Below are 22,631 nucleotides of genomic sequence, written 5' to 3' on the forward strand. Positions count from 1 at the left end.
TTTTTCGCTTGATAAGCGACTTTACTAATTTATCACATCATATCGTTTCTTGTCAACAACTTCCCAAAAAAAGTTTTTCATATTTCCTTTGTCTCGTTGAGGACGAGATTTAATATATCATGTATATTTCAACAACACAACCCTTTTTTCTATTTTTTTAAAAAAGAATTCAATTACTTACTTACCAAACCAAAAAACTTCCTATATTTATATAAATAAATTCACTTCAATTAAAAAAATCGAAGACTATTTTGTAAATGTACATAGTTCCATTAATATTAATAAGCCAATTTTGAACTTCGACGTTTTTTGTCGAAATAAAGCCTTCTTCTCATCTACACTTTGATTGGAAAGCAAATAGGTTAATAGTTGATATATTCAATTATTACAAAAATGTAAAGAAATATAAACCAAAAATATCAAGTGGAACTACTATAAATAATATATCATTATACTTATTCCTAATTGCCTCTATTAAACAATGTAAAGTTGCAGTTAATGGTGGGGTAAATAGGAGTAGTCTTTTGGTTAAACTTGTGTTAATTTAAAAGGCTGTTTTCGTATAGATTATTGCTTTTAAAATCGCAGCTTGAATACACTTCGTCCGTTTAGAGAGCGTCGATCCCCCTATAGGAGTCTACGTGTATACAGGTTGCTAAGAAACACTTATCCAAATGTTTTTTATGTAAAAAACAACTAACTTTGAGAAAACAGCCTATATATAAAAAAATAAAACACCTCTTCCCCTAATAGAAAACGATTCATTCCTCCATGTGCTTTTTTAATAACCCTACTTACTCTTAGTAATAAATTAAGCATTCTTTACATACGTTTAAAAAACAACCTACTATCGATGATTTTTTCAAAATAAGATTAAGAAAGAATCCCGTTTAATTTTTATAAAATTCATAAAATATATTTTTAAAATTGTACTTAAGAGGAAGGACGGGAGACATAATGCATTTTGAATTAGATTTTTTTATTAAATTAGCAATATCAACAGGTTTAGGAATTATCATTGGTTTAGAAAGAGAGATTAAACGCAAACCAGTTGGGTTAAAAACAAGTCTTGTGATATCTATCGTTAGCTGCTTATTAACCATCATTTCTATAGAAGCTGCTTATAAATTTCCCGGTAGCAAAGAAGTAAATATTCAGATGGATCCATTGCGTTTACCTGCACAAATTGTCTCTGGAATTGGTTTTTTGGGAGCTGGGGTCATCTTAAGAAGAGGAAACGACAGTATTTCAGGTCTTACTACTGCTGCGCTTATTTGGGGAGCTGGCGGAATTGGAATAGTTGTAGGTGCTGGTTATTATTTGGAAGCAATTTCTGGTGTTCTACTTTTAATAATCGGCGTTAAAGTAATTCCGTTTTTAATGAGTTTAATTGGTCCAAGACAATTAAGGGAAAAAGACATTAAAGTAAAACTAAAAGCCCATGAAAAACAAGATATATCATCGATTGTTAAATCCATTTCAACACTAGAAATCGGTATTAAACATGTTCGAATTAAAGATTTAGAGACAGGTGAGCACTCTATTCTTCTTATGCTGATTGTAGATCATAAAAGAGAAGTCACCGATGTATACCAAAAAATTTCAGAACTGCACGGTGTGGAACAAATTGAAATTGAATGCTTAAATTAACAAAGATTAGGATAAGGAAATTTCTATTAGCACTTGTTTGAAAGGAAGACGATAAGAGCCAAGAAGTTCAAGAAAGTGCAGCTTAAAGAAGTAATAAGAAAAGCTTGCGCAGAAATTCGACAGCTATATTCCCGGACTTTTTGAACAACCTTTAATAATTTGAACAACAAATTGCATTTAGTTTTTGGTTCTGGTAAATTCCATTGTTGATTTTCAAAAGATCAGGGAATCCACTCCCTTTCCGCGGACAAACTGGCAAGAGTCTCGCAGATTCCCTTCCCATAAACAACATTATCGTTAAACAGAGCCTAGTTTTTAAGATTTCCTTTTTTTTAATATCCCAGTAATAATCCATTAAAAAAGATTGAAAAAATGACAATAATCTGTATAATTAATATTGTCTTTAAATTCTGTGGGGGCTTAGCTCAGCTGGGAGAGCGCTTGCATGGCATGCAAGAGGTCGTCGGTTCGATCCCGATAGTCTCCATCTATTCAAACCTATCAAAACACTAAATTGTTTTTGAAATATGCGCATATAATTTGCAAACTAATCAAAGCGATATTAAATATTGTCAACAGTTGACAATATTTAATATCGCTTATTTTATTTAGGCTGTTTTCTAAAAGTTGGTTGTTTTTTTACATAATACATTAGGAAAAGCGTTTCTTAGCAGGCTTCGCGTTTAAAAGCAACAATGCTATACGAAAACAGCCGTTATTTATTTTTACTTTTTCCACAAACCCCATTATTTTTCATTATTTTATAAAAACATTTGTATCATTCTCCCTTATCTTCTATCCTTCATAATATTTACGAAAAAAAAAAATTATATTTTGTCGGATTTTATGGATTATTTGACATACATTCTGTATAATCAGCGCATATTGAATTTTTTCAAAACGATTATTAAGGAGGTTTTTCATTTTGGGAAAAGCATTGATCATTGGTGCTGGTGGTGTTGCAAGTGTTGTTGCACATAAATGTTGCCAAGTGCCAGACGTATTCGAAGAAATTTGTATTGCAAGCAGAACGCTTTCTAAATGTGAAGCGCTTAAAAATAAATTAGATGGTGGCGAAACAAAGGTTTCAGTAGCCCAAGTTGATGCCGATAAAACCGAAGAAGTTATTGAATTAATCAATTCTTTTAAACCTGAAGTTGTTATAAATGTAGCTCTTCCATATCAAGATTTAACGATTATGGACGCATGTCTTGCTACAGGAGTTCATTATCTGGATACAGCAAACTACGAGCCGCCAGATACAGCAAAGTTTGAATATAAATGGCAATGGGAATACAAACAAAAATTTGAAGAAGCTGGGTTGACTGCATTATTAGGCAGTGGATTCGATCCAGGTGTAACGGGTGTATTTACTGCATACGCTCAAAAACATCATTTTGATGAAATTCATTATATCGATATCGTGGATGCAAATGGCGGAGATCATGGCTATCCTTTTGCAACAAACTTCAACCCAGAAATCAACATTCGCGAAATCACAGCAAATGGACGTTATTGGGAAAATGGACAGTGGATTGAAACAGCTCCTCTTTCTGAAAAAAGAGAATATGATTTAGATCAAGTTGGAACTAAAAATATCTATCTTTTATATCATGAAGAATTAGAATCCCTTGCTGTTAACATAAAAGGTCTTAAACGCATCAGATTCTGGATGACATTCTCTGACAACTATTTAAACCATTTAAAAGTGCTTGAAAATGTTGGAATGACATCTATTGAACCAATAATGTACGAAGGAAAAGAAATTATTCCGCTGCAATTTTTAAAAGAAATTCTGCCAGATCCTGCTTCTTTAGGACCTAGAACAAAAGGAAAAACAAATATCGGCTGTATTATCCAAGGGGTAAAAGATGGCAAGCCGAAATCTTATTATGTATACAATATTTGTGATCACCAAGAATGCTACAAAGAAGTAGGATCACAAGCTATTTCTTATACTACTGGTGTACCTGCAATGATTGGTGCAATGTTAATCATGAAAGGTGTTTGGAAAAGACCAGGGGTTTACAATGTAGAAGAATTCGATCCAGATCCATTCATGGATGCATTAAATAAATACGGATTACCATGGCAGGAGAACTTCTCTCCAACTCTTTTAGATTGAGAGGAAAGAAATGACAAACATCGATTTTAACCAAGTACCTTCACCATGTTACGTAGTAGACGAACGTCTGTTAAAGAAAAACTTAGAAGTGCTGCATTCTGTTCAAGAGCGTACAGGAGCAAAAATTCTTTTAGCCTTAAAAGGATTTTCGATGCATTCCGTCTTTCCTTTAGTAGGCAAATATTTAGCAGGTGTTACATCAAGCTCCCTCTTTGAAGCAAGACTTGGCTTTGAAAAGATGGGCAAAGAAGTTCATGCATATGCACCAGCATACGTGGACAGTGAGTTTGACGAATTGCTTCAATATACAGATCATATTGTCTTTAATTCATTTGATCAGTGGAATCGTTTTAAAGATAAAGTAAAAAACGCTGGCAAAAAAATCGAAACAGGTCTTCGTATTAATCCAGAGTACTCAGAAATTGAAACACAACTTTATAATCCATGTGCTCCCTACTCACGATTCGGCGTGACATTGGACAACTTTAAACCAGAAGAATTAGATGGCATTGATGGTCTTCATTTTCATACAATGTGCGAACAAAATTCTGATACGTTAAAACGCACGATTAAAGTGGTCGATGAAAAGTTTGGCGAATACATTAAAAAAATGAAGTGGATCAACTTTGGCGGCGGACATCATATTACGAGACCTGATTATGATATTGAAACGCTTGTTGAGACTATTTTGTTCATAAAAGAAAAATACGATGTCGACGTTTATTTAGAACCAGGTGAAGCAATTGCTTTAAATACTGGCTACTTGGCTACAACTGTTCTTGATATTGTGAATAATGGGATGGATATTGCTATCTTAGATACATCTGCAACATGTCATATGCCAGATGTACTAGAAATGCCATACAGACCAAATATTATTGATGCAGGAATGCCTAGTGAAAATGAATACACATACAGACTTGGCGGAATGACTTGTTTAGCTGGAGATGTTATTGGCGACTATTCATTTAAAGAACCGTTAAAACCAGGAGATAAATTAATATTCTGTGATATGGCACATTACACAATGGTAAAGAACCATATGTTTAATGGTGTAAACCTACCTTCCATAGCATCTTACAATGATGAAGAAGGTATTAAAGTGGTAAGACAATTTAAGTTTGAAGATTACAGCAACCGATTATCTTAAAAGAAAAGCTTCAGCGCTGAAGCTGAACATCTATGTAACTTCAAAGATTTATTCATTCTTTTACAAAAAATACACCTCTCAAGGTGTATTTTTTGTTTATAATAAGTTTCACTTTATTGATAGCCATTTTCCCGATCAGATGCTTCATCTTTTATCTCTTCTTTAAATGCTTGAAGAGATTGTTCCCGTCTTTTATTTTTTTGTTCAATTTGTGCTTTTTCTTCTTCACCAGCAAATGATAATGTTTGTTCCGATTTTTCGATATTTTCAACTGTATTTTCTGCCATATCTTGCAGCTTTTCCACATTATCTAAGCGATTATCTTGGTTTGGTTTATTCAAAATACATGACCTCCTTAGTAATTAAATACGTATGTATTTTGTATGTTTTCAACTTATTTTATTCGGTGCATATTGATTTTTTTTCGCTTATCTGCATTTTCTCAACTGAAATTTTTACGAAAAAGCAGTTTCGATATGAAGTCAATAATTTCCCAATATTTTTTTCATTTCCCAGCTTTTATATCCATCTAAATATAGTAGAATTATAGAATAGGAATTTATCAGGAAAAACAGGGGGATATTTCATTCATGAACAAAATTTTCAAAGTCAGCTTAAGTCTTCTATTTGGACTTTATTTATTATCTCATTCCGTCTCTATAGCAGCTGCAGAAGATAGCACGGAATGTGGCAACATCCTTCAAGGACAAAACCCCTCCAATAAGCAAATAAATTGCTTATTAACAACTACCTCATTAAAAGCAGGTATTCCTCCTGAGGTGGCAAAAGCAATTGCTACTCAAGAAAGTGATTGGAAACAATTTAAAGATAACGGGGAAGCCAGTATATCTGCAGATGGTGGAATTGGCTTAATGCAAATTACCAACCAAACAAATTATGATCAAGAAAGATTAAAAACAGATATCGTTTATAATATTTCAACAGGCATAGAAATATTAAATAGTATGTATGATCGAACCGATTTGCCAAAAATTTCCGGAGCAAATAAACAAGTATTGGAAAGCTGGTATTTTCCAATTATGGCCTATAACGGTACAAAGCCGATTAATAGTCCGATTGTTCAGAGCACAGGGAACATAAATTCAGAAGCTTATCAGGAAAAAGTATTGCGCCAGCTATATGAACATAGCTTTTTAAGTAGTCATACCCTATCACCTATTCCTTTAATTAAAGAAGATTTTCAATATAATCCTGATACTGAAGATAATATTATTTTTCAAACATTGAACTATAATCTTCAATCGGAATTACATGAATCCATCTATTCCTTAAATAAAGGGGATAAAGTAGTAACAATAAATGATCATGTTCGTTTAAGAAAAGAGGCAAATACGTCTAAGTCCATCCACAAATTAGCAAAAAATGCGACTTTAGTGATTGATGGCACTTTCGTATATGATTCTGATCCTAATATCTCTAATCAATTTGTCTGGTATCCAGTAAAAACTTCTAATGGAAAGTATACTGGTTATATTTCGTCTGCTTACATAACAAAAAAGGTGGATGCACCGTCCGTTAATAAGATTGATGATAATGATAAATCCATTACAGGAAAAGCACCGGCAAATGTTAATGTTATGATTAAGAAAGGAGCAACACTCCTTAATTCTGCTGTTTCTGATAATAACGGGCAATTTACAATTAATATACCGCATCAAAAAGCCGGTACAAAACTTGAAGTTATGTATACAAATTATTTACATGCATTAAGTGAGAAGAAAAAAGTCACAGTGGTGGATAAAACAGCCCCTTCTGCTCCAAAATTAGATAAAGTCAAATCGACTTCAAAAATGGTAACAGGAAAAGCTGAAAGCTCATCCCATGTTATTCTGAAAGTAAATAATAAAAAAATCGGTTGGGGAACTACGGATAAAAAAGGAAGATTCAGATTTACTATTAAACCGCAAAAAGTAAACACAAAGATTTATGCAACAGCAACAGATGCCGCCAACAATACAAGCAAAGCCAGCATTATTAAAGTGGTAAAATGATGAAAAAGAAGACATCCAGTTTAATTATGCTGAATGTCTTCTTCTTTTCACCATGTATTTTTCAAAATGATTTTTCCTATTGCTTTACCTGATTGTAAATAATCATGAGCTTCTGACACATTATCAAAAGTAAACACTTTTTTATCAATAAGTGGACGAAGCTTGCCTTCTTCTATTATGGTGGCTATTTTCGTTAATGCAGCACCGTGATCTTTACGTTTCTCTTTATTTAATATTTTCAACAGCATAAACTCAACATGCAAGGATAATCCTTTACTATGTAATGGGGATAAATCATGAGTAGATCTTGCCGCAATCGCCAACACGGTTCCATTAATTGCAGCTGCTTCAAATGAATAGTCTAAGTTTTTTCCGCCTACCGTATCAAATACAACAGAAAATCCTTTTCCATTCGTGTATTGCTCTACATATTCCTGCACCGATTGTTCCTTATAATTTATCGCAGCATCCGCACCTAATTCCTTTGCCAATTCCATTTTCTTTGGGGAAGAAGCAGTTGTATACACTTTTGCTCCTGCCCATTTTGCCAGCTGAATAGCTATATGCCCGACACCACCAGTTGCACCATGAATTAGTATGTCTTGTCCGGCTGCTAATTTCCCTTTTTCAAATATAGCTTCCCAAGCAGTGATTGCTACTAATGGAATGGCAGCAGCCTCCTCCATGGAAATATTTTTTGGTTTATGTGCCAGCAATGCTGCATCAGCAAGCATATATTGTGCAAGTGCGCCGCCAGTTCCTCTAAAACCGCCTGCACAACCAAACACTTCATCGCCGACTTTAAAGTCAGTTATTCCCTCTCCAACTGCTTCTACAATGCCGGCTACATCTCCATGTATAATGGCAGGAAGCTCCGGTGCAGCAGCAGGAACAGCTCCGCTTCTTACCTTTGTATCAATCGGATTTACACTTGTTGCAGCTACTTTAATTAACACATGTCCAGAAATAACTTCTGGTTTTTCTGTTTCCACTAATTGAAATACAGACGAATCTCCAAATTCTTTTATCATTTGCGCTTTCATCTTCATCTCTCCTCTCTCTTTTATTTTACAGAAAATTTTAATACGAGAACAATAGCATTTGCTTTTTAATGATCCAAACAAAAAATTATCTCAATTAGGATGAAGTTTGTTAAGATAATAATTAGTACATAAATAAAGGAGTTTTTAGATGAATAACGTTATTGAAACATTAAAAAATCATCGTTCTTATCGAAAATACACAGAAAAACTTGTATCCTCTGACCTATTAGATACGATTATAACAACAGCTCAAGCTGCCCCATCTTGGATTAATGGCCAACAAGTATCTATTATTGTCATTGAAGACATAAAACGAAAAGAACGACTTGCAGAGCTATGCGGCAATCAGCAGCATATTAACGAAGCACCTGTTTTTTTAGTATTTTGTGCAGATTTTTATCGTGCAAAACTTGCCAGTGAGTTAGAAAATAAAAAAATGCAAGCAGTGGATGATGTAGATGCGCTATTAGTTGGGGCAACGGATGTGGGACTTGCCATGGGTAACGCAATAGCCGCTGCTGAATCACTTGGATTAGGAATTGTTGCAATTGGCGGAATTAGAAGAAATTCCATGCAAGTGATTGAGCTTCTACAATTACCTGAATATGTTATCCCAATTTCCGGTTTATGCCTTGGCTATCCTGCAGAAGACCCTGGGGTGAAACCACGTTTGCCAAAAGAAAGCATTATGCATAAAGAACATTATGATAAAGATCAACTACCTTTATTACAATCTTATAATGAAACATTTAATAAGTATTTAAGGAATCGTGGAGACAAAGAAGCCAACTGGACAGAACGTATTGCCTCCTTCTATAATCAACCCTATTATCCAAGTATTGCTGAAATGCTGAAAAAACAAGGATTTCCGGCAAAAGATTTACGGTAATAACGATTTAATAGAAGCTGTCCCGATTTATCCCTGGGCAGCTTCCTAACTTTTAAACAAAATATTGCTGAAACCATTTTGCAGCAGCTTCCACTTCTGTTCTTGTTAACTGATGTCCAAAATTTTCCCAATGCATTTCAACAGCTGCGCCTGCTTTTTCTAATAAGTCTTGTAATTCTTCTGATTCTTTTAATGGACAGATTGGATCATTATTTCCTGCTGAAATAAAAACTGGCAAATCAAATAGATTTGGAAGTTCTATTCCTTTGAGCGGCACCATCGGATGATGAAGAATAGCTCCTTTTAATCCATTTGCATAATGAAATAAAATACTTGCAGCAATATTTGCGCCATTAGAGTAGCCAATTGCAACAATGTTATTTCGGTCAAACCCATATTTTTCTGCACTTTCATCTAAAAAGGCATGAAGCTCTTTTGTACGAAAAACCAAATCTTCTTCATCAAATAGGCCTTCAGCCAATCTACGAAAAAAACGAGGCATTCCATTTTCTAAAATATTTCCACGAACACTTAATACAGACGCTTCTTGATCCACCATATCTGCAAGTGGAAGTAAATCCTGTTCATTTCCACCTGTACCATGCAATAATAAAAGAACGGGTTTATGGGGATTTCTCCCTTTTTTAAAAATATGTTTCAAATCTTGTGCTCCTCTCCTATATTAGTTTTGGTCTTTCGATTGTAAATGTTTCGCCAAGTTTACTATAATCATTTCCAGCCATCCTGCTGACGGGTTTTAAACGTTTTGCATCGATTTTTCCATCCTTATACAAATCATCTGAAATATGAAAATAAACTGCACGACCTAATATTAGATCACAAGCAGGTTTTCCTTCCTCATTATTAATCGTTATTATTTTTTCCAGTTTGCATTCTATTCTAATTTTCGCTTCCATAATTCCTGGTGTTGAAATCAGCCAACTATCAACTGGTTGTAATTTCGCTTCTTCTATTTCGCTTATATCACTTGGAAAATTTGCTGCCGTTTCGTTTATTTTCTCGATGTTATCTTCATCACAAATATGAATCACAAATTCTTTCGTTTGCTGAATATTACGTGCTGTATCTTTTTGTATCATTTCTTTTCTTTGCACCGCAATCGAAAGAATAGGTGGATCAGAAGAAACAATATTAAAGAAGCTAAACGGTGCTCCATTTAAAATAGTTCCTTCTGTCAACGTTGTCACAAATGCGATTGGTCTTGGAATAATGCTTCCTATGAAGAATTTATAGACTTCTTTTGCCGATAAAGCAGCTGGATCAATTGATTGCATCGTGTTTTACCTCCTAATTTCGATTTAAAATATCTTGAATTCGAGATAATAATACTATTTCTTTGCTTATCCTGTCAAGAAAATATACTTGGACCTGAAAGGAAAATAAAAACAAGTAACAAAAAATCGAAATCAAACTAGATGAGCTAACCTCCACTGACAATACTAATTGATTAAGAGTTGCTGACACAAATGGCCTGTTGTCAGTTTAGTTTCTATAAATAGAACATTATTATTTTTGAATAGATTCATTCCATTAGTTTAAATAAGAAAAAACCTCTACACTTAGGAGGTTTTTTTCGAATATTTGTTTAAATGTAACTTTTTAGCAAAATCACATCCATGAAAATAATAAATCATCTTCCTATCCTTAAAAGCCAAAAGTGGACTGCTTATCGTCAAATTATAAGGTATATCATTTTTAACCAGCCGAAAAAGGAAATCCAAAGAGGTATACTAATAATAACTCCCCATTTTAATCCTTTTAAAAAATTTCGTTGTTCTTCCATTTCTATCCACTCCTTAATGGTAAGTAGATTAACTAATAATTCATATCCAATTATTAAAAGAGAGCGTTTTCAAAACACGGTATTTAATATCAGAATTAGCTATTGGTTCCATTTATTATACTTCCATCTTTTCCTTATTATTAGCTTTTATACACTTTAATTTCATCCTACATGAAATATACCAAATAATTATGACCAATTTATGAAGGTTTTTTTTGGATTTCTGTATACTAGCAAAGAATATTTTTTAAATTTTATTCATCTATTCATAATTTGTTCATTATTTTTTCATAATTATCTTTTAAGATAATACTTGTTAAGAGTTTCCCCTCTTTACTATATATTTTTTTGAGGTTGCCTTAAAATTTGGACAACCTCTTTTTTATGCAAGATTTACTTCATTGCAGGAAGTTTAGCCAACTAAAAAAAGGGTTGAAAAGATTTATGCAGCAATCTTTTCAATCCTTTTTTAAACTTCAACTGATATATAAGAGAAAGATTCAAAATTAAATAGTCCTTTGCCTTTTAATTTTAATGTCGGAACAACAGATAAACATAAAAAGTATTCCCCATCGTATCATCTGCTATTGCGATATCTCCTTGCATTAACTCTCCAGTAAAAACATTTCGATATTTGCATTTTGAATCACTAAATTTGCTTTTTCCGTTTTTGCAGCACCACGTATTCTTTTTTTATATAGAATCTACAAAAATCAAAAAGCAAACTGTAATTATTTTTCTCATTTTTTATTATTTATCCACATAAAATATGCTATTATATTTACGTATTGTTTCTCTTTATTTTTAAAAAATTACAAAACGTTATCATATCGAAAGGAGAAAGTGATGTTATATAAAGAACTTATTATTGGAATGATGCGATCAGGACTTTTTGGTTTTGGAGGAGGACCTTCTGTTATTCCACTTATTCGCCATGAAGCGGTTAATCGTTTTAAATGGGTTAATAATGATGAATTTGGTGAAGTATTAGCCATTGCAAATACGCTGCCAGGACCCATTGCTACTAAAATGGCTGCTTATTTAGGATACAAGGTAAAAGGACCTCTTGGTGCCATTGTCAGCGTTTTAGCGCATATTCTTCCTACTTGTTTAGCGATGGTATTATTAATCACCTTCGTTAATGAATTAAGCAACTCCCCAATTGTTAGAGGCATGATTTCTGCTGTACAACCGGTCATTGCAGTGATGTTGGGAATAATGGCATACGAGTTTGGGGAAAAAGCTGTCAAAGGGTTAGGAATATATATTGGAATATTATTATCAGTTGTTTGTTTAATCCTTATCCAAACCATCTCTATTCATCCAGCAATCGTTATTTTAATTTCTTTAATATATGGAGCTTTCCATTTTAAAATTAAAGAAAAAGTATTTCAAAGAAAGAAAGAGGTGCGTAAAGGATGATATTAATAAGCCTATTTTTAAGTTTTCTTCTAGCAAATCTGCTTGGTTATGGAGGCGGTCCTGCATCTATTCCATTAATGTATGAAGAGATTGTTAATCGATACAACTGGCTGTCTAATGCAGAATTTTCCAGTATGCTTGCATTAGGAAATGCTTTACCAGGGCCAATTGCAACAAAGGTTGCTGCCTATGTTGGCTACGGAATGGGTGGTTGGCCAGGTTTTCTCATTGCCTTAATAGCCACTGTTTTACCATCTGCAGCTGCGCTTATTTTCTTGCTAAACGTAATGAGTAAACATAGAGATTCAGCAATTGTTAAAGGAATGACTATAATGGTTCAACCAGTCATCACAGCTCTTATGGTTATGCTTACATTTGATTTTTTTCAAGAATCACATGATTCATTAGGACTTTTTCAAACGATAGCAATTGCTGTTATTGCATTATTATTATTCCAAAAGGTTAAACTGCATCCTGCATTAGTAATTATTCTTGCTTTTCTTTATGGCGGACTTGTTGTTCCACATATTTAAAGACTTGAAAAAAAGAGGAGAATTTTATGTCAAATGACTTTCAAATTCCTAGCTTTACATTGGATAAAACAGATCAAGCCATATTAGCATTGCTTCATGAAAACAGCCGCCTTTCATATACAGATATCGGAAAATCTGTCGGTATTTCCCGTGTAGCGGTACAAATGAGAATTCAAACATTAATGGAGCAAGGAATTATTGAAAAATTCACCACAGTTATCAACCCAACAAAAATAGGGATGACTGTATCTGCTTTTTTTAACGTAGATGTAGAACCAAAATATTTAGAACATGTTGCGGACCTTTTATCGCTTGAACCTGCTGTTTCGAGTCTTTATCATATGACAGGTCCAAGTAAATTGCATATGCATGGCATCTTTGCCGATAATCAAGAAATGGAAGCATTTTTAACAGACAAATTATATGCAATTGAAGGAATTGTAAGTGTAGACTGTCAACTTTTAATCAAAAGGTACAAAAGTAGAATGGGAATGAAGCTTTAATTATAAAAAGGAAGTCGGCTGTTATTAAGCCTGACTTCCTTTTTGTTTTAGCAGCTGTGGCAACTCTGACCAATCTTTTATTCTATTAATATTTAATTCTTTATTATAAGGCTGGTCTTTTACATACACATTAATCGACGTATCTAAAAGTGTATGTAATACTGCCGGCTTATCATCGAAGTAGTAATCCAACTCTAAACGATGGATAACATGTATTTTTTCATGATCTTCCATTCCACAATAAAAATGTTCCTCGCTAATCGGAAATCCTAGTTGTTTCATCCAATCTTTTGTCTGCACTGCAAACTGTTTATTTCTTGCTGTAATATAATATACTTCATGTCCATTGTTTACCAACTCATTCAGCACTTCTACTGCCATAGGGAATGGCGGACAATTTGTAAAATAAATCTCTTCCCTCATGGAATTCCATAATGCTTTTCCTTCATGTGCAAGCAATCCGAATGGTTCATGTATTCCTACTGTTTTTATTGCTTGAAATACACTTAAATCAAGATTCTTATTCAACTTTTGATTATATAGCTGAAAAGCATATTCTCTTAAATTAATTAGTGTATCATCAATATCAAATCCAAACTTCATTTTAACTCCTCCACTGAACAAATTAAGGTTCATTTTATGGAATAAAATTTTCTTTAAAACTTGCTTCTCGTTTTAGCTGTTCTAATTGAATAGCATCTACATCTTCTTTTCTAATTTTTTCATAGTGCTTTAAGTAAGAACATGGCTGATTTTCGAACTGAATCGCTTTAATAACTTTGGCAAGAGCCTCTGCATCTTTTAAAGAACTGTTTAAACCAAATGCTCCAGTAGGACTCATTGTATGAGCTGCATCTCCCATCAATACAACATTATTTTTCACCCATTGAGGACTTTTTGAACTTTCTACCTTCAGTAATACAAAATCTTTCCATGAACGAATATGTTTGGTCACTGTTTCTTCCAATTCGGGAAATGCTTGTATAAGACCTTTAATAAAGAAATCAAACGAACCTTTTTTTAATTGTGGGTATTCATCTTCTTTAATATTCCATCCAATTTGAATACATCCTCCAAATTGAGTAAATAAAGCGACTTGCTGATCATTAACAAGCCCAATCTTTATCGTCGGCTTCCAATTAGCAGGAGCAGGTATTTTCGCCCATAATAAGTCATATCCATGTTTAATCGTTGTAAAAGGAAATGCTGCCTTTTTTCTTATAGTGGAGAATCTCCCATCCGCAGCAACTATAATGTTGCTTTCAATATCTACTTTTTCTCCATCTATTATTGCCGTGACTCCACGATAATGATGATTTTCATCTTTTCTAACATCTACTACTTTACTATTCATCTTTAGCTGAAAAGAAAGAAATTGACTTGCTTCTTTTAAAAGTAATTTTAATAGATGGTTTTGTGGAACATGTATACCTGTATGACTGCTATTTTGATTAGGTAAGATGTTTTTTATTATCTTGCCTTTATTAACATATTCCACTCGATCCATTAATAAAACGCCTATGTCTTCTAACTTTTCATACAATCCGGCATATTGAAGGACTTTTTCTCCTTCTTCATTTAAATGTTCTCCTCGGAACTCTTTGTTAATATCTTGATGACGTTCTAACAATAAAGTTGAAATATTTTCTCGTGCTAATAAGTAAGCTAATAATGCTCCCCCTGGACCTGCACCAACTATACAAACATCTGTATATAGTACCGTCATTTCTTCCACTCTTTCCGTTACTTTCATCTGAAATGTTCTTTTATAGCCATGACTTTGCTAACCAATAGGATAGGCAGTGATTCTTAAATCAGAACCAACTTTTTCAACGGTTTCATAACTTAATTCAACTGCTTCATGTATCGTTTCTACATCATCGCCCCTAAATGGTGTATATGAGTTTTTGCCGCCGAGAATTTTCGGTGCAACATAGATGATATACTTTTGAATAAGTCCTTCTCGCAAAAAGCTTGCGTTTATTTCACTTCCGCCTTCTAACAAAATATCGGTAATTCCTTCTTTATATAAATATTTTAAAGCTTCTTTACTATTGATTTTGCCGTCTTCTGAAGAAACAGTAATAATTTGGACTCCTTTTGCAGCTAATGCCTTGGCTTTTTCATTATTTGCATCTTCTGTTGTAACAATTATCGTTGCAGCTTGAGAACAGTCAGCTACATTTGCATCAACAGGTGTTCGAAGCTTCGAATCCATAATAATACGAACCGGATTTTTGGAAGGAATGCTTAATCGTGTTGTTAATTTAGGATTATCAGCCAAAACAGTTCCGACTCCAACTAGGATGGCATCCACTTCATTACGTAAATAATGAACCTCCTGCCTTGCTTCTTCTCCTGTAATCCATTGACTGTGCCCAGTATATGCAGCAATTTTGCCGTCTAATGTCATCGCAACCTTTGAAATAACAAAAGGAGTTTCATGAACCATATTATGAATAAACCGTTCGTTTATTTTTTGTGCCTCCGCCTTCAATAATCCCACTTCAACCTCAACTCCAGCATCTTTAAGCAGGTTTATACCTCTTCCAGCTACAGCAGGATTAGGATCTTCTGTTGCAACAACTACTCGTTTGACACCAGACTCTTTCACAAGCGTTGCACAAGGAGGTGTTTTGCCATAATGAGAGCATGGTTCAAGCGTTACATATAATGTTGCATCAAGTGCATGCTCGCCTGCCATGTTAAAGGCATGCACCTCTGCATGCGGTTCTCCGGCCTTCCGGTGGATGCCTGACCCGACGATAACGCCATCTTTCACAAGGATTGCACCGACAACCGGGTTTGGATTGGTTTTTCCTTTTGCCGTTTCTGCAAGATCTAATGCCATTCTCATAAAATCCTGATCTTTTTTCATCCTTTTTCTCCCTTATAACATACCGATTTTTTCGTTTACTGGAATATGACCCGATTTTTGAACTTTTGTTTTTAAATAGTTTTCATTAAATTCGGAGACATCTCCCCAAATGGGAATATTTTCTTTCGCCGTTAGTCCTAAAGATTTTAATGCTTCTAACTTTTTCGGATTGTTTGTAATCAGTTTTACTTGTTTTTGACGTAAAAACTGAAGAACTTTTATTGGTTCTTCATAGCTGCGAAGATCATCTGAAAAATCAAGTGCATGGTTCGCTTCTACTGTATCTAATCCTTCTTGCTGCAAAAGATACGCTAAAGATTTAGAAAATAAGCCAATGCCTCTACCTTCATGATCAGCAAGATAAAATAATGCTCCGCTGCCATTCTCAACGATCATTTTCATTGCTTCTCGCAATTGAAAGCCGCAATCACAACGTTTGCTTCCAAATATATCTCCTGTATGACAAATGCTATGCATACGAATTAATGCATCATCAGACTCTTTAAAATCTCCATATACAAGCACAGAAGACTGTTGATAATCAGCTAACTTTAAAGCAGGCAGTATCTCCAATAGTTCTTCTTTTGTTTGATTTTTCTCAACAGGAAGCCATGTATACCATTGAAATGTTATTACCTTATCGTCTAATTGTACCGGCAGCTTTACTGGTCCAACAAGACATAAATTATTTGCATCATTTATTTGAATTAGTTCCATTTTATTTTGAAGAAGATTGATGACTTCTTTTTTCATATTTATAATCTCCTTTTTCCGCTAGCATGTTTTCTCTTCTTATTTTGTGTAAAAGCTAGAGGAACAGTCAAGTTTTTTATTACCTTCAACACTTACTTTATGTAAGTAAGTATATATTGATTATAGATTAACGTCAAGTAATGCATTGGCTAAGTCTTCTTTAGTTTTTTTCGATTACAGACTTCATCTTATTGTACATTCTCAGAGCAAGTTATTTCTATGTTTTTTCACTAATTTATGTTTCCATTTTATCAGCACTTGCTTTACAATCCGAACAATCAGTCTGAAAGCTGTTGAGTTTGTCCATACTTATATAAGAAAAGCGCAGGCGCCCTTGCTCAGCCCCGAAGAAAAATGTTCTCTTGACTCAAAAAGTGCTATTTACTTTTTGAGTCAAGAGGTTATCTTTCACAGGGGCTAGGCGCTGGAGCTAGACACTAAACTAGGTTCGAAATTTTATACTTTCTTATCTTTTAAAAAAATTCATGCTTTAATAGAGGTGAACCTATTGCCAAATAACGTTTTAACCGCCTTTTTACGCTTACCGATGACATTAAGAATCTTATTTATTGTTGTTCTCATCATTACTACATTTGGAATTGCCATCACATTTATAGAACCGACGAAGTTCCCTACTTTTTTCGATGGCATTTGGTGGGCGATTATCACAATATCTACAGTTGGCTATGGTGATTCTGTTCCTGAAACATTTTTAGGAAAAATAACCGGAATTCTACTAATTTTTGTTGGTGTTGGTTTTATATCTACTTATTTTGTAACATTAGCTACAGCAGCAGTTTCCAAACAAAATGCTTTTATGGAAGGGAAATCTACTTATAAAGGGAAAAAGCATGTAGTAATAGTTGGCTGGAATGAACGCTCAAAAGCACTTATCTACTCTTTATTACAGGAACAAATAAAATCTTCTATTACGTTAATTGATGAGTCATTGCAAACAAACCCTTTACCAGAAGCGATTCATTTTATCCAAGGAAACCCTAACCTCGACAGTACTTTGCTGATGGCCAATATCACCGTTGCCGATAAAGTGATGATTACATCTGATCAAAGCAAAGATGAACTACATGCTGATATGAGCTCCATCTTAACCCTTTTAGCCATTAAAGGGTTAAACCCATCTACTCTATGCATAGTTGAAATTTTAAAAGCAGAGCAAGTATCTAATGCAAGAAGAGCTGGAGCAGATGAAATTATACAGTCCAATCGTTTAACAAGTCTTGTGATGCACAGCAGTTTACAGGTACAAAATACACTGACAACATTTATTGATTTACTTTATCAAGTACAAAATAAGAAACTGGAAATTATACCATTAAACAAGTGGGGAATATTTGAAGACATGGATTTTGTCACATTAAGTGCACAATTATTAAAAGAAGGACACTTACTCCTAGGAATTAAAAGAGGAGAAACATCATTTATTAATCCTGATGCTTCTTTTTTAATAGAAACTAATGATCAACTAATTGTAATTACATAATATTTTGGTTGTGGACAAATATTAATCCTTTTTACACAACTTATTTAATAATTAGACTCCCCTGAAAAGTGTGATGTTCTTGTGAGTAGTCCGCAGCCGACATACACTTCGCTTTCCATGGGTTGGGTGTCGAGCCTCCTCGTCGCTAGCGCTCCTGCGGGGTCTCGGCTATCCCGCTAATCCCATAGGAGTCTTCGTATATGCCAGCTGCTCTGCGCTAAAAAATAGGGATACTGCTTCTTTTCATGCGCCATGGTGCAAATTTTTATTGTATGAGTGTCTACCCTGAAAATAAGTTCTATTAAAAGAGGTTTTCCGAAGCTTATCGCTGCTTTTCACGGTACGAGCGCCGAGTCTTGCAGGGTCTTCTAGCCCCTTTTTTCCGCAGGAGTCTCACAGATTCCCTTACTATAAACAACATGATCATTTAACAGAGCATAATATAAAAAGAGCATATACCCGATTCCACATTCCAAATAGAATATGAAACACAAGGTATATGCTCTTGTTTATTACAGACGGCTTTCTAGTTCTGCTTTTTTCTCTTCAAAGCCTGGTTTGCCAAGTAGTGCAAACATATTTACTTTATATGCTTCTACTCCTGGTTGATCGAATGGATTAACACCTAATAAGTAGCCGCTGATTGCACATGCTTTTTCGAAGAAGTACACTAAATATCCAAATGTGTACTCATTCATTTCTGGAATAGTAACGACTAAGTTTGGTACTCCACCATCTGTATGTGCTAATAACGTACCTTCGAACGCTTTATTATTAACAAAATCAACTGTTTTACCAGCTAAATAATTTAGTCCATCTAAGTCGTTTTCTTCTGCTTCAATTGTTAATTCATGACGAGGTTTGTCTACTTTTACAATTGTTTCAAACAGATCACGACGTCCTTCTTGCACGTATTGTCCTAATGAATGAAGGTCTGTTGAGAAATTGGCAGAAGACGGATAAATACCTTTTTGGTCTTTTCCTTCACTTTCGCCAAATAATTGTTTCCACCACTCAGAAAAATATTGTAAGCCTGGCTCGTAGTTAATTAACATTTCAATTGTTTTTCCTTTGTTATAAAGGACATTGCGTACTGCTGCATATTGATATGCAATATTATCTTTTAATTCAGAGTTACTGAAATCTTCTCTTGCAGCCGCAGCACCCTTCATCATTGCTTCAACATCCGCACCACTTACAGCAATTGGCAATAATCCAACTGGTGTTAAAACAGAATAACGTCCGCCAACATCATCAGGAATGATAAAGGACTCAAAACCTTCTTCTGTCGCTAATGTTTTTAAAGCACCTCTTGCTTTATCTGTTGTTGCATAAATTCTACCTTTTGCTTCTTCTTTTCCGTATTTTTGTTCCAGTAATTTACGGAAAATACGGAAAGCGATTGCAGGTTCAGTCGTAGTTCCAGATTTTGAAATAACATTAATAGAAAAATCTTTATCTCCTAAGAAATCAATTACATCACTCATATAAGTAGAACTGATATCTTTTCCGATAAATACAATTTGCGGTGTTTTTCTTTCTTCTTTTGATAACGCATTATAGAAGCTGTGATTTAACATTTCAATAGCCGCACGTGCTCCTAAATAAGATCCTCCGATACCAATTACAAGTAGTACCTCAGAATCATTTTTAATTTTTTCTGCTGCTTTTACGATACGAGAAAATTCTTCTTTATCATAATCTACCGGCAGGTCAATCCATCCTAAAAAGTCATTACCTGCGCCTGTCTTTTCATGTAATGAATGATGAGCAACTTTCACTGCATCTTCTAAATATGTAATTTCATGTTCTCCAAAGAAACTAAGTGCCTTTGAGTAATCAAAACGAACGTGTGTCATAAATGATCCTCCATATTATTATTTTTGCTTCCTATTTCACTTTAACGAATGTATGAAAACTAATCAAGAAAGATCTTCGAATGTAAGCGCATTCATAGTGACTTTTTTTATTCTTTCACTTTTTATTCAAGAATACAAAGAAAAACGGAAGCGCCTTGATCAGCCCCGAAGAAAAATGTTCATTTGACTCGAAAAGTGCTTTTTACTTTTAGAGGCAAAGGGTTATTTTTCACAGGGGCTAGGCGCTGGAGTTAGACACTCATCTAATTTTATGGTTTCTTGTTAAAAAATAATAAATGATAAAAAACAGTTAGTCCCAGTAGGAGATGGACTCTCCCTTTCTATTGTAGATGATAGAGATGAAGCACTTGGCCCTATATCAGCCTTATAAAGATGCTTTATAAATGGCTGTTACATCAGCAGCATTTAATACGTTAAAACGGCCAAATTCACCTCTAGCCATGGCTCTATCTACCATAAGGCCTAACTTGCTGTCATTAATATCATAATCAGCTAGTTTAGACGGTGCACCGATGCTGTTCCAAAACGTTCTTAATTTCTCAATTCCTTCTAATCCAGCTTCTTCATCTGTTTTTCCCTCAGGATTTACACCGAATACTCGGACAGCTAATTGTTTAAATCGGGCTGGTTTAACAGACAAGTTATGTTTCATCCAATTTGGGAAAAGAATCGCCAAGCCGCCCCCATGCGGAATATCATATACAGCAGAAACTGCATGTTCTATATTATGGGTTGCCCAGTCTCCTTGATATCCCATATTCACCATTCCATTTAACGCCATTGTTCCACAGTATAAAATAGTGGCACGATATTCATAGTTTTCTAAATCATTTACAAGTTTTGGACCAAATTCCATGATCGTTTTCAGTAAAGATTCACACATATAATCTTGAAACTCCGTATGTTCTTCCAAATGGAAATAATGTTCAAATACATGAGACATCATATCAACAATCCCATAAATGGTTTGATCTTTCGGTACAGTGTATGTATTCTCAGGATCCAAGATAGAAAATACAGGGAATGTCAACGGACTGCCCCAGCCGTATTTTTCATTCGTTTCCCAATTCGTAATAACAGAACCTGCATTCATTTCAGAACCTGTTGCTGCAAGTGTTAACACCGACCCAAAAGGAATGCTTTCTGTCGGTGTTGCTTTTCTTATTACGATATCCCATGGATTGCCGTCATATTTTGCACCAACCGAAATCGCTTTTGTACAATCTATCACGCTTCCACCGCCAACTGCTAATAGAAAGTCAATGCCTTCTTGTTTGCAAATATCTACCCCTTTTTGCACCGTAGTTAAACGTGGATTCGGTTCTACACCAGGAAGTTCAAATACTTCTTTCCCATTCTCCGCTAATATACTGCATACTTTATCATATAACCCATTTTTTTTAATACTGCCTCCACCATAAACAAGTAAGACTTTACTGCCAAAAGGAGCAAGTTGAACTTTTAATTGTTCTAACTGTCCTTTCCCAAAAATAAGCTTTGTCGGATTCCAAAACATAAAATTATCCATGCATTTATTCCTCCTCAACTGTAAAAATGAGCTTTATCTCTTTTATTTCTATTTAAGCTATACTGGCATATTTTTTATTATCAATCAAAAAAGATACAAAAGCAAAAATTCCGCTTTATAGCTATTATTAATTAATATAATTTTTCTAAAGGCTATTTTCTCAAAGTTTGTTGTTTTTACGTAAAGAAATGGGAGAAGAAGTACTCAGCAGACTGAATACACGTAGACTCCTGTGGGAATGCGAGAAAGACGAGACCCCACAGGAGCGTATGCGACGAGGAGGCTCGACGCTCGCTAAACGGACGAAGTGTATTCAGGCTGCGGGTTTAAAAGAAACAATCTATACGAAAACAGCCTTCTAAAAAAAGCAATCCTAACAATAAACAAACAATGCATAAATACATAATATTTGCATCAAGCTAACAAGGAAGTTATAAAAAGGAGGAAAACAAAGATGAGCGCAATCCAAAGAATTGCACTAGTACTTACCATTATCGGAGCAATAAATTGGGGATTAATTGGATTTTTCCAATTTGATCTTTTATCTGTTATCTTTGGCGGAGAAGGTTCTGCCATCGCTAGAATCATTTATGGTCTTGTTGGAATTGCCGGTTTAATTAATCTTGGACTTTTATTTAAACCAAGCCGTGAAATGGTTAGAGAACCTGAACCAAGAACCACTAGATAATATAATCCCTCATAAGCGGGGATTCATTACTTTCCACACTAATGGATTTTTTGTATGAAAAGGGGACGGAATTTTGCCATTTTAAAATGACGAAGCTCCGTCCCCTTTCCCATATAAGAAAAGCGCAGGCGCCTTGCTTAGCCCCGAAGAAAAATGTTCTCTTGACTCAAAAAGTGTTTTTTCCTTTTAGAGGCAAGAGGTTATCTTTCACAGGGGCTAGGCGTCGGCCGGCTAAATGCGCACAGAGGAAAATCGACTAAGTACGCCACGTC

General features: G+C 34.5%; 20 protein-coding genes and 1 tRNA gene. 11 read left to right on the forward strand and 10 right to left on the reverse strand.

What is annotated here, in order from left to right:
* The first annotated feature begins 957 nt into the window (after positions 1-957).
* The 4 genes from ACTXGU_RS03795 (at position 958) to nspC (ending at position 4,925) form a co-directional block, all read left to right on the forward strand.
* Complete coding sequence (locus ACTXGU_RS03795) at positions 958-1,650, forward strand: MgtC/SapB family protein (protein WP_443480174.1); 693 nt, start codon at positions 958-960, stop codon at positions 1,648-1,650.
* 414 nt (positions 1,651-2,064) lie between these two features.
* Positions 2,065-2,137: transfer RNA gene (locus tag ACTXGU_RS03800), tRNA-Ala, on the forward strand.
* 438 nt (positions 2,138-2,575) lie between these two features.
* Entirely contained in the window at positions 2,576-3,775 is a 1,200-nt protein-coding gene (locus tag ACTXGU_RS03805) for a saccharopine dehydrogenase C-terminal domain-containing protein (protein WP_443480175.1), read from the forward strand.
* Positions 3,776-3,785: 10 nt separating this feature from the next.
* Entirely contained in the window at positions 3,786-4,925 is a 1,140-nt protein-coding gene (gene nspC, locus ACTXGU_RS03810) for a carboxynorspermidine decarboxylase (RefSeq protein ID WP_443480176.1), read from the forward strand.
* A gap of 113 nt (positions 4,926-5,038) precedes the next feature.
* Here nspC and tlp read toward each other — a convergent pair whose 3' ends face one another.
* Complete coding sequence (gene tlp, locus ACTXGU_RS03815) at positions 5,039-5,269, reverse strand: small acid-soluble spore protein Tlp (protein ID WP_443480429.1); 231 nt, start codon at positions 5,267-5,269, stop codon at positions 5,039-5,041.
* Between the two features lie 246 nt (positions 5,270-5,515).
* Between tlp and ACTXGU_RS03820 the strand changes: the two genes are divergently transcribed.
* Entirely contained in the window at positions 5,516-6,937 is a 1,422-nt protein-coding gene (locus ACTXGU_RS03820) for an Ig-like domain-containing protein (protein ID WP_443480177.1), read from the forward strand.
* Between the two features lie 47 nt (positions 6,938-6,984).
* Here ACTXGU_RS03820 and ACTXGU_RS03825 read toward each other — a convergent pair whose 3' ends face one another.
* On the reverse strand, positions 6,985-7,980 hold the full coding sequence (locus tag ACTXGU_RS03825) for a zinc-dependent alcohol dehydrogenase family protein (RefSeq protein WP_443480178.1): 996 nt from the start codon (positions 7,978-7,980) through the stop codon (positions 6,985-6,987).
* A 148-nt stretch (positions 7,981-8,128) separates the two neighbouring features.
* Here ACTXGU_RS03825 and nfsA point away from each other — a divergent pair, with 148 nt between their 5' ends.
* A complete protein-coding gene (nfsA, locus tag ACTXGU_RS03830) occupies positions 8,129-8,869 on the forward strand; it encodes an oxygen-insensitive NADPH nitroreductase (RefSeq protein ID WP_443480179.1) in 741 nt (246 codons plus the stop codon).
* Between the two features lie 52 nt (positions 8,870-8,921).
* Here nfsA and ACTXGU_RS03835 read toward each other — a convergent pair whose 3' ends face one another.
* Both ACTXGU_RS03835 and ACTXGU_RS03840 read right to left on the reverse strand, forming a co-directional pair.
* Positions 8,922-9,530: an alpha/beta hydrolase gene (locus ACTXGU_RS03835; RefSeq protein WP_443480180.1), complete on the reverse strand. Its 609-nt coding sequence runs from the start codon at positions 9,528-9,530 to the stop codon at positions 8,922-8,924.
* Positions 9,531-9,546: 16 nt separating this feature from the next.
* A complete protein-coding gene (locus tag ACTXGU_RS03840; protein ID WP_443480181.1) occupies positions 9,547-10,164 on the reverse strand; it encodes a flavin reductase family protein in 618 nt (205 codons plus the stop codon).
* A gap of 1,355 nt (positions 10,165-11,519) precedes the next feature.
* Between ACTXGU_RS03840 and ACTXGU_RS03845 the strand changes: the two genes are divergently transcribed.
* Genes ACTXGU_RS03845 through ACTXGU_RS03855 form a run of 3 tightly spaced genes read left to right on the forward strand, consistent with a single transcriptional unit; the run spans position 11,520 to position 13,131 of the window.
* Positions 11,520-12,095 carry a chromate transporter gene (locus ACTXGU_RS03845; protein WP_443480182.1) on the forward strand — a complete coding sequence of 192 codons (576 nt, stop codon included), beginning with the start codon at positions 11,520-11,522 and terminating at the stop codon, positions 12,093-12,095.
* Positions 12,092-12,628 carry a chromate transporter gene (locus ACTXGU_RS03850; RefSeq protein WP_443480183.1) on the forward strand — a complete coding sequence of 179 codons (537 nt, stop codon included), beginning with the start codon at positions 12,092-12,094 and terminating at the stop codon, positions 12,626-12,628. Before ACTXGU_RS03845 ends, ACTXGU_RS03850 begins: the two co-directional genes overlap by 4 nt.
* A 26-nt stretch (positions 12,629-12,654) precedes the next feature.
* Positions 12,655-13,131, forward strand: coding sequence for an Lrp/AsnC family transcriptional regulator (locus ACTXGU_RS03855; protein ID WP_443480184.1), 477 nt, complete (start codon positions 12,655-12,657; stop codon positions 13,129-13,131).
* 24 nt (positions 13,132-13,155) lie between these two features.
* Here ACTXGU_RS03855 and ACTXGU_RS03860 read toward each other — a convergent pair whose 3' ends face one another.
* The 4 genes from ACTXGU_RS03860 to ACTXGU_RS03875 are packed head-to-tail and all read right to left on the reverse strand — an operon-like array spanning position 13,156 to position 16,762.
* Positions 13,156-13,734, reverse strand: a complete 579-nt coding sequence (locus ACTXGU_RS03860; protein WP_443480185.1) for a 5' nucleotidase, NT5C type — start codon at positions 13,732-13,734, stop codon at positions 13,156-13,158.
* Positions 13,735-13,768: 34 nt separating this feature from the next.
* Positions 13,769-14,884, reverse strand: a complete 1,116-nt coding sequence (locus ACTXGU_RS03865; RefSeq protein WP_443480186.1) for an FAD-dependent monooxygenase — start codon at positions 14,882-14,884, stop codon at positions 13,769-13,771.
* A gap of 30 nt (positions 14,885-14,914) precedes the next feature.
* The gene (gene ribD, locus ACTXGU_RS03870; RefSeq protein ID WP_443480187.1) at positions 14,915-16,009 is read right to left on the reverse strand and encodes a bifunctional diaminohydroxyphosphoribosylaminopyrimidine deaminase/5-amino-6-(5-phosphoribosylamino)uracil reductase RibD; all 1,095 of its coding nucleotides are present in this window, start codon (positions 16,007-16,009) and stop codon (positions 14,915-14,917) included.
* A gap of 12 nt (positions 16,010-16,021) precedes the next feature.
* The gene (locus ACTXGU_RS03875) at positions 16,022-16,762 is read right to left on the reverse strand and encodes a GTP cyclohydrolase II (protein WP_443480188.1); all 741 of its coding nucleotides are present in this window, start codon (positions 16,760-16,762) and stop codon (positions 16,022-16,024) included.
* 508 nt (positions 16,763-17,270) lie between these two features.
* On the opposite strand from ACTXGU_RS03875, the gene ACTXGU_RS03880 reads away from it, so the two are divergent.
* Positions 17,271-18,263 carry a potassium channel family protein gene (locus ACTXGU_RS03880; RefSeq protein ID WP_443480189.1) on the forward strand — a complete coding sequence of 331 codons (993 nt, stop codon included), beginning with the start codon at positions 17,271-17,273 and terminating at the stop codon, positions 18,261-18,263.
* Between the two features lie 512 nt (positions 18,264-18,775).
* On the opposite strand, the gene ACTXGU_RS03885 is transcribed toward ACTXGU_RS03880, so the two are convergent.
* Together ACTXGU_RS03885 and ACTXGU_RS03890 are read right to left on the reverse strand one after the other, a co-directional pair.
* Positions 18,776-20,122 carry a glucose-6-phosphate isomerase gene (locus tag ACTXGU_RS03885; protein ID WP_443480190.1) on the reverse strand — a complete coding sequence of 449 codons (1,347 nt, stop codon included), beginning with the start codon at positions 20,120-20,122 and terminating at the stop codon, positions 18,776-18,778.
* Between the two features lie 385 nt (positions 20,123-20,507).
* Positions 20,508-21,671 carry an iron-containing alcohol dehydrogenase gene (locus ACTXGU_RS03890; protein WP_443480191.1) on the reverse strand — a complete coding sequence of 388 codons (1,164 nt, stop codon included), beginning with the start codon at positions 21,669-21,671 and terminating at the stop codon, positions 20,508-20,510.
* A 454-nt stretch (positions 21,672-22,125) separates the two neighbouring features.
* On the opposite strand from ACTXGU_RS03890, the gene ACTXGU_RS03895 reads away from it, so the two are divergent.
* Complete coding sequence (locus tag ACTXGU_RS03895; RefSeq protein WP_443480192.1) at positions 22,126-22,359, forward strand: DUF378 domain-containing protein; 234 nt, start codon at positions 22,126-22,128, stop codon at positions 22,357-22,359.
* Positions 22,360-22,631 lie beyond the last annotated feature (272 nt).

The sequence above is a fragment of the Niallia sp. 01092 genome (assembly GCF_052318935.1).
GTDB lineage: Bacteria > Bacillota > Bacilli > Bacillales > Cytobacillaceae > Niallia.

What these genes read in the sequence shown, in the direction of transcription:
- ACTXGU_RS03795 (WP_443480174.1), top strand. Translation starts at nt 958, where the DNA reads ATGCATTTTGAATTAGATTTTTTTATTAAATTAGCAATATCAACAGGT.
- nspC (WP_443480176.1), top strand. Translation starts at nt 3,786, where the DNA reads ATGACAAACATCGATTTTAACCAAGTACCTTCACCATGTTACGTAGTA.
- ACTXGU_RS03820 (WP_443480177.1), top strand. Translation starts at nt 5,516, where the DNA reads ATGAACAAAATTTTCAAAGTCAGCTTAAGTCTTCTATTTGGACTTTAT.
- ACTXGU_RS03825 (WP_443480178.1), bottom strand. Translation starts at nt 7,980, where the DNA reads ATGAAAGCGCAAATGATAAAAGAATTTGGAGATTCGTCTGTATTTCAA.
- nfsA (WP_443480179.1), top strand. Translation starts at nt 8,129, where the DNA reads ATGAATAACGTTATTGAAACATTAAAAAATCATCGTTCTTATCGAAAA.
- ACTXGU_RS03840 (WP_443480181.1), bottom strand. Translation starts at nt 10,164, where the DNA reads ATGCAATCAATTGATCCAGCTGCTTTATCGGCAAAAGAAGTCTATAAA.
- ACTXGU_RS03845 (WP_443480182.1), top strand. Translation starts at nt 11,520, where the DNA reads ATGTTATATAAAGAACTTATTATTGGAATGATGCGATCAGGACTTTTT.
- ACTXGU_RS03850 (WP_443480183.1), top strand. Translation starts at nt 12,092, where the DNA reads ATGATATTAATAAGCCTATTTTTAAGTTTTCTTCTAGCAAATCTGCTT.
- ACTXGU_RS03855 (WP_443480184.1), top strand. Translation starts at nt 12,655, where the DNA reads ATGTCAAATGACTTTCAAATTCCTAGCTTTACATTGGATAAAACAGAT.
- ACTXGU_RS03860 (WP_443480185.1), bottom strand. Translation starts at nt 13,734, where the DNA reads ATGAAGTTTGGATTTGATATTGATGATACACTAATTAATTTAAGAGAA.
- ACTXGU_RS03865 (WP_443480186.1), bottom strand. Translation starts at nt 14,884, where the DNA reads ATGAAAGTAACGGAAAGAGTGGAAGAAATGACGGTACTATATACAGAT.
- ribD (WP_443480187.1), bottom strand. Translation starts at nt 16,009, where the DNA reads ATGAAAAAAGATCAGGATTTTATGAGAATGGCATTAGATCTTGCAGAA.
- ACTXGU_RS03875 (WP_443480188.1), bottom strand. Translation starts at nt 16,762, where the DNA reads ATGAAAAAAGAAGTCATCAATCTTCTTCAAAATAAAATGGAACTAATT.
- ACTXGU_RS03885 (WP_443480190.1), bottom strand. Translation starts at nt 20,122, where the DNA reads ATGACACACGTTCGTTTTGATTACTCAAAGGCACTTAGTTTCTTTGGA.
- ACTXGU_RS03890 (WP_443480191.1), bottom strand. Translation starts at nt 21,671, where the DNA reads ATGGATAATTTTATGTTTTGGAATCCGACAAAGCTTATTTTTGGGAAA.
- ACTXGU_RS03895 (WP_443480192.1), top strand. Translation starts at nt 22,126, where the DNA reads ATGAGCGCAATCCAAAGAATTGCACTAGTACTTACCATTATCGGAGCA.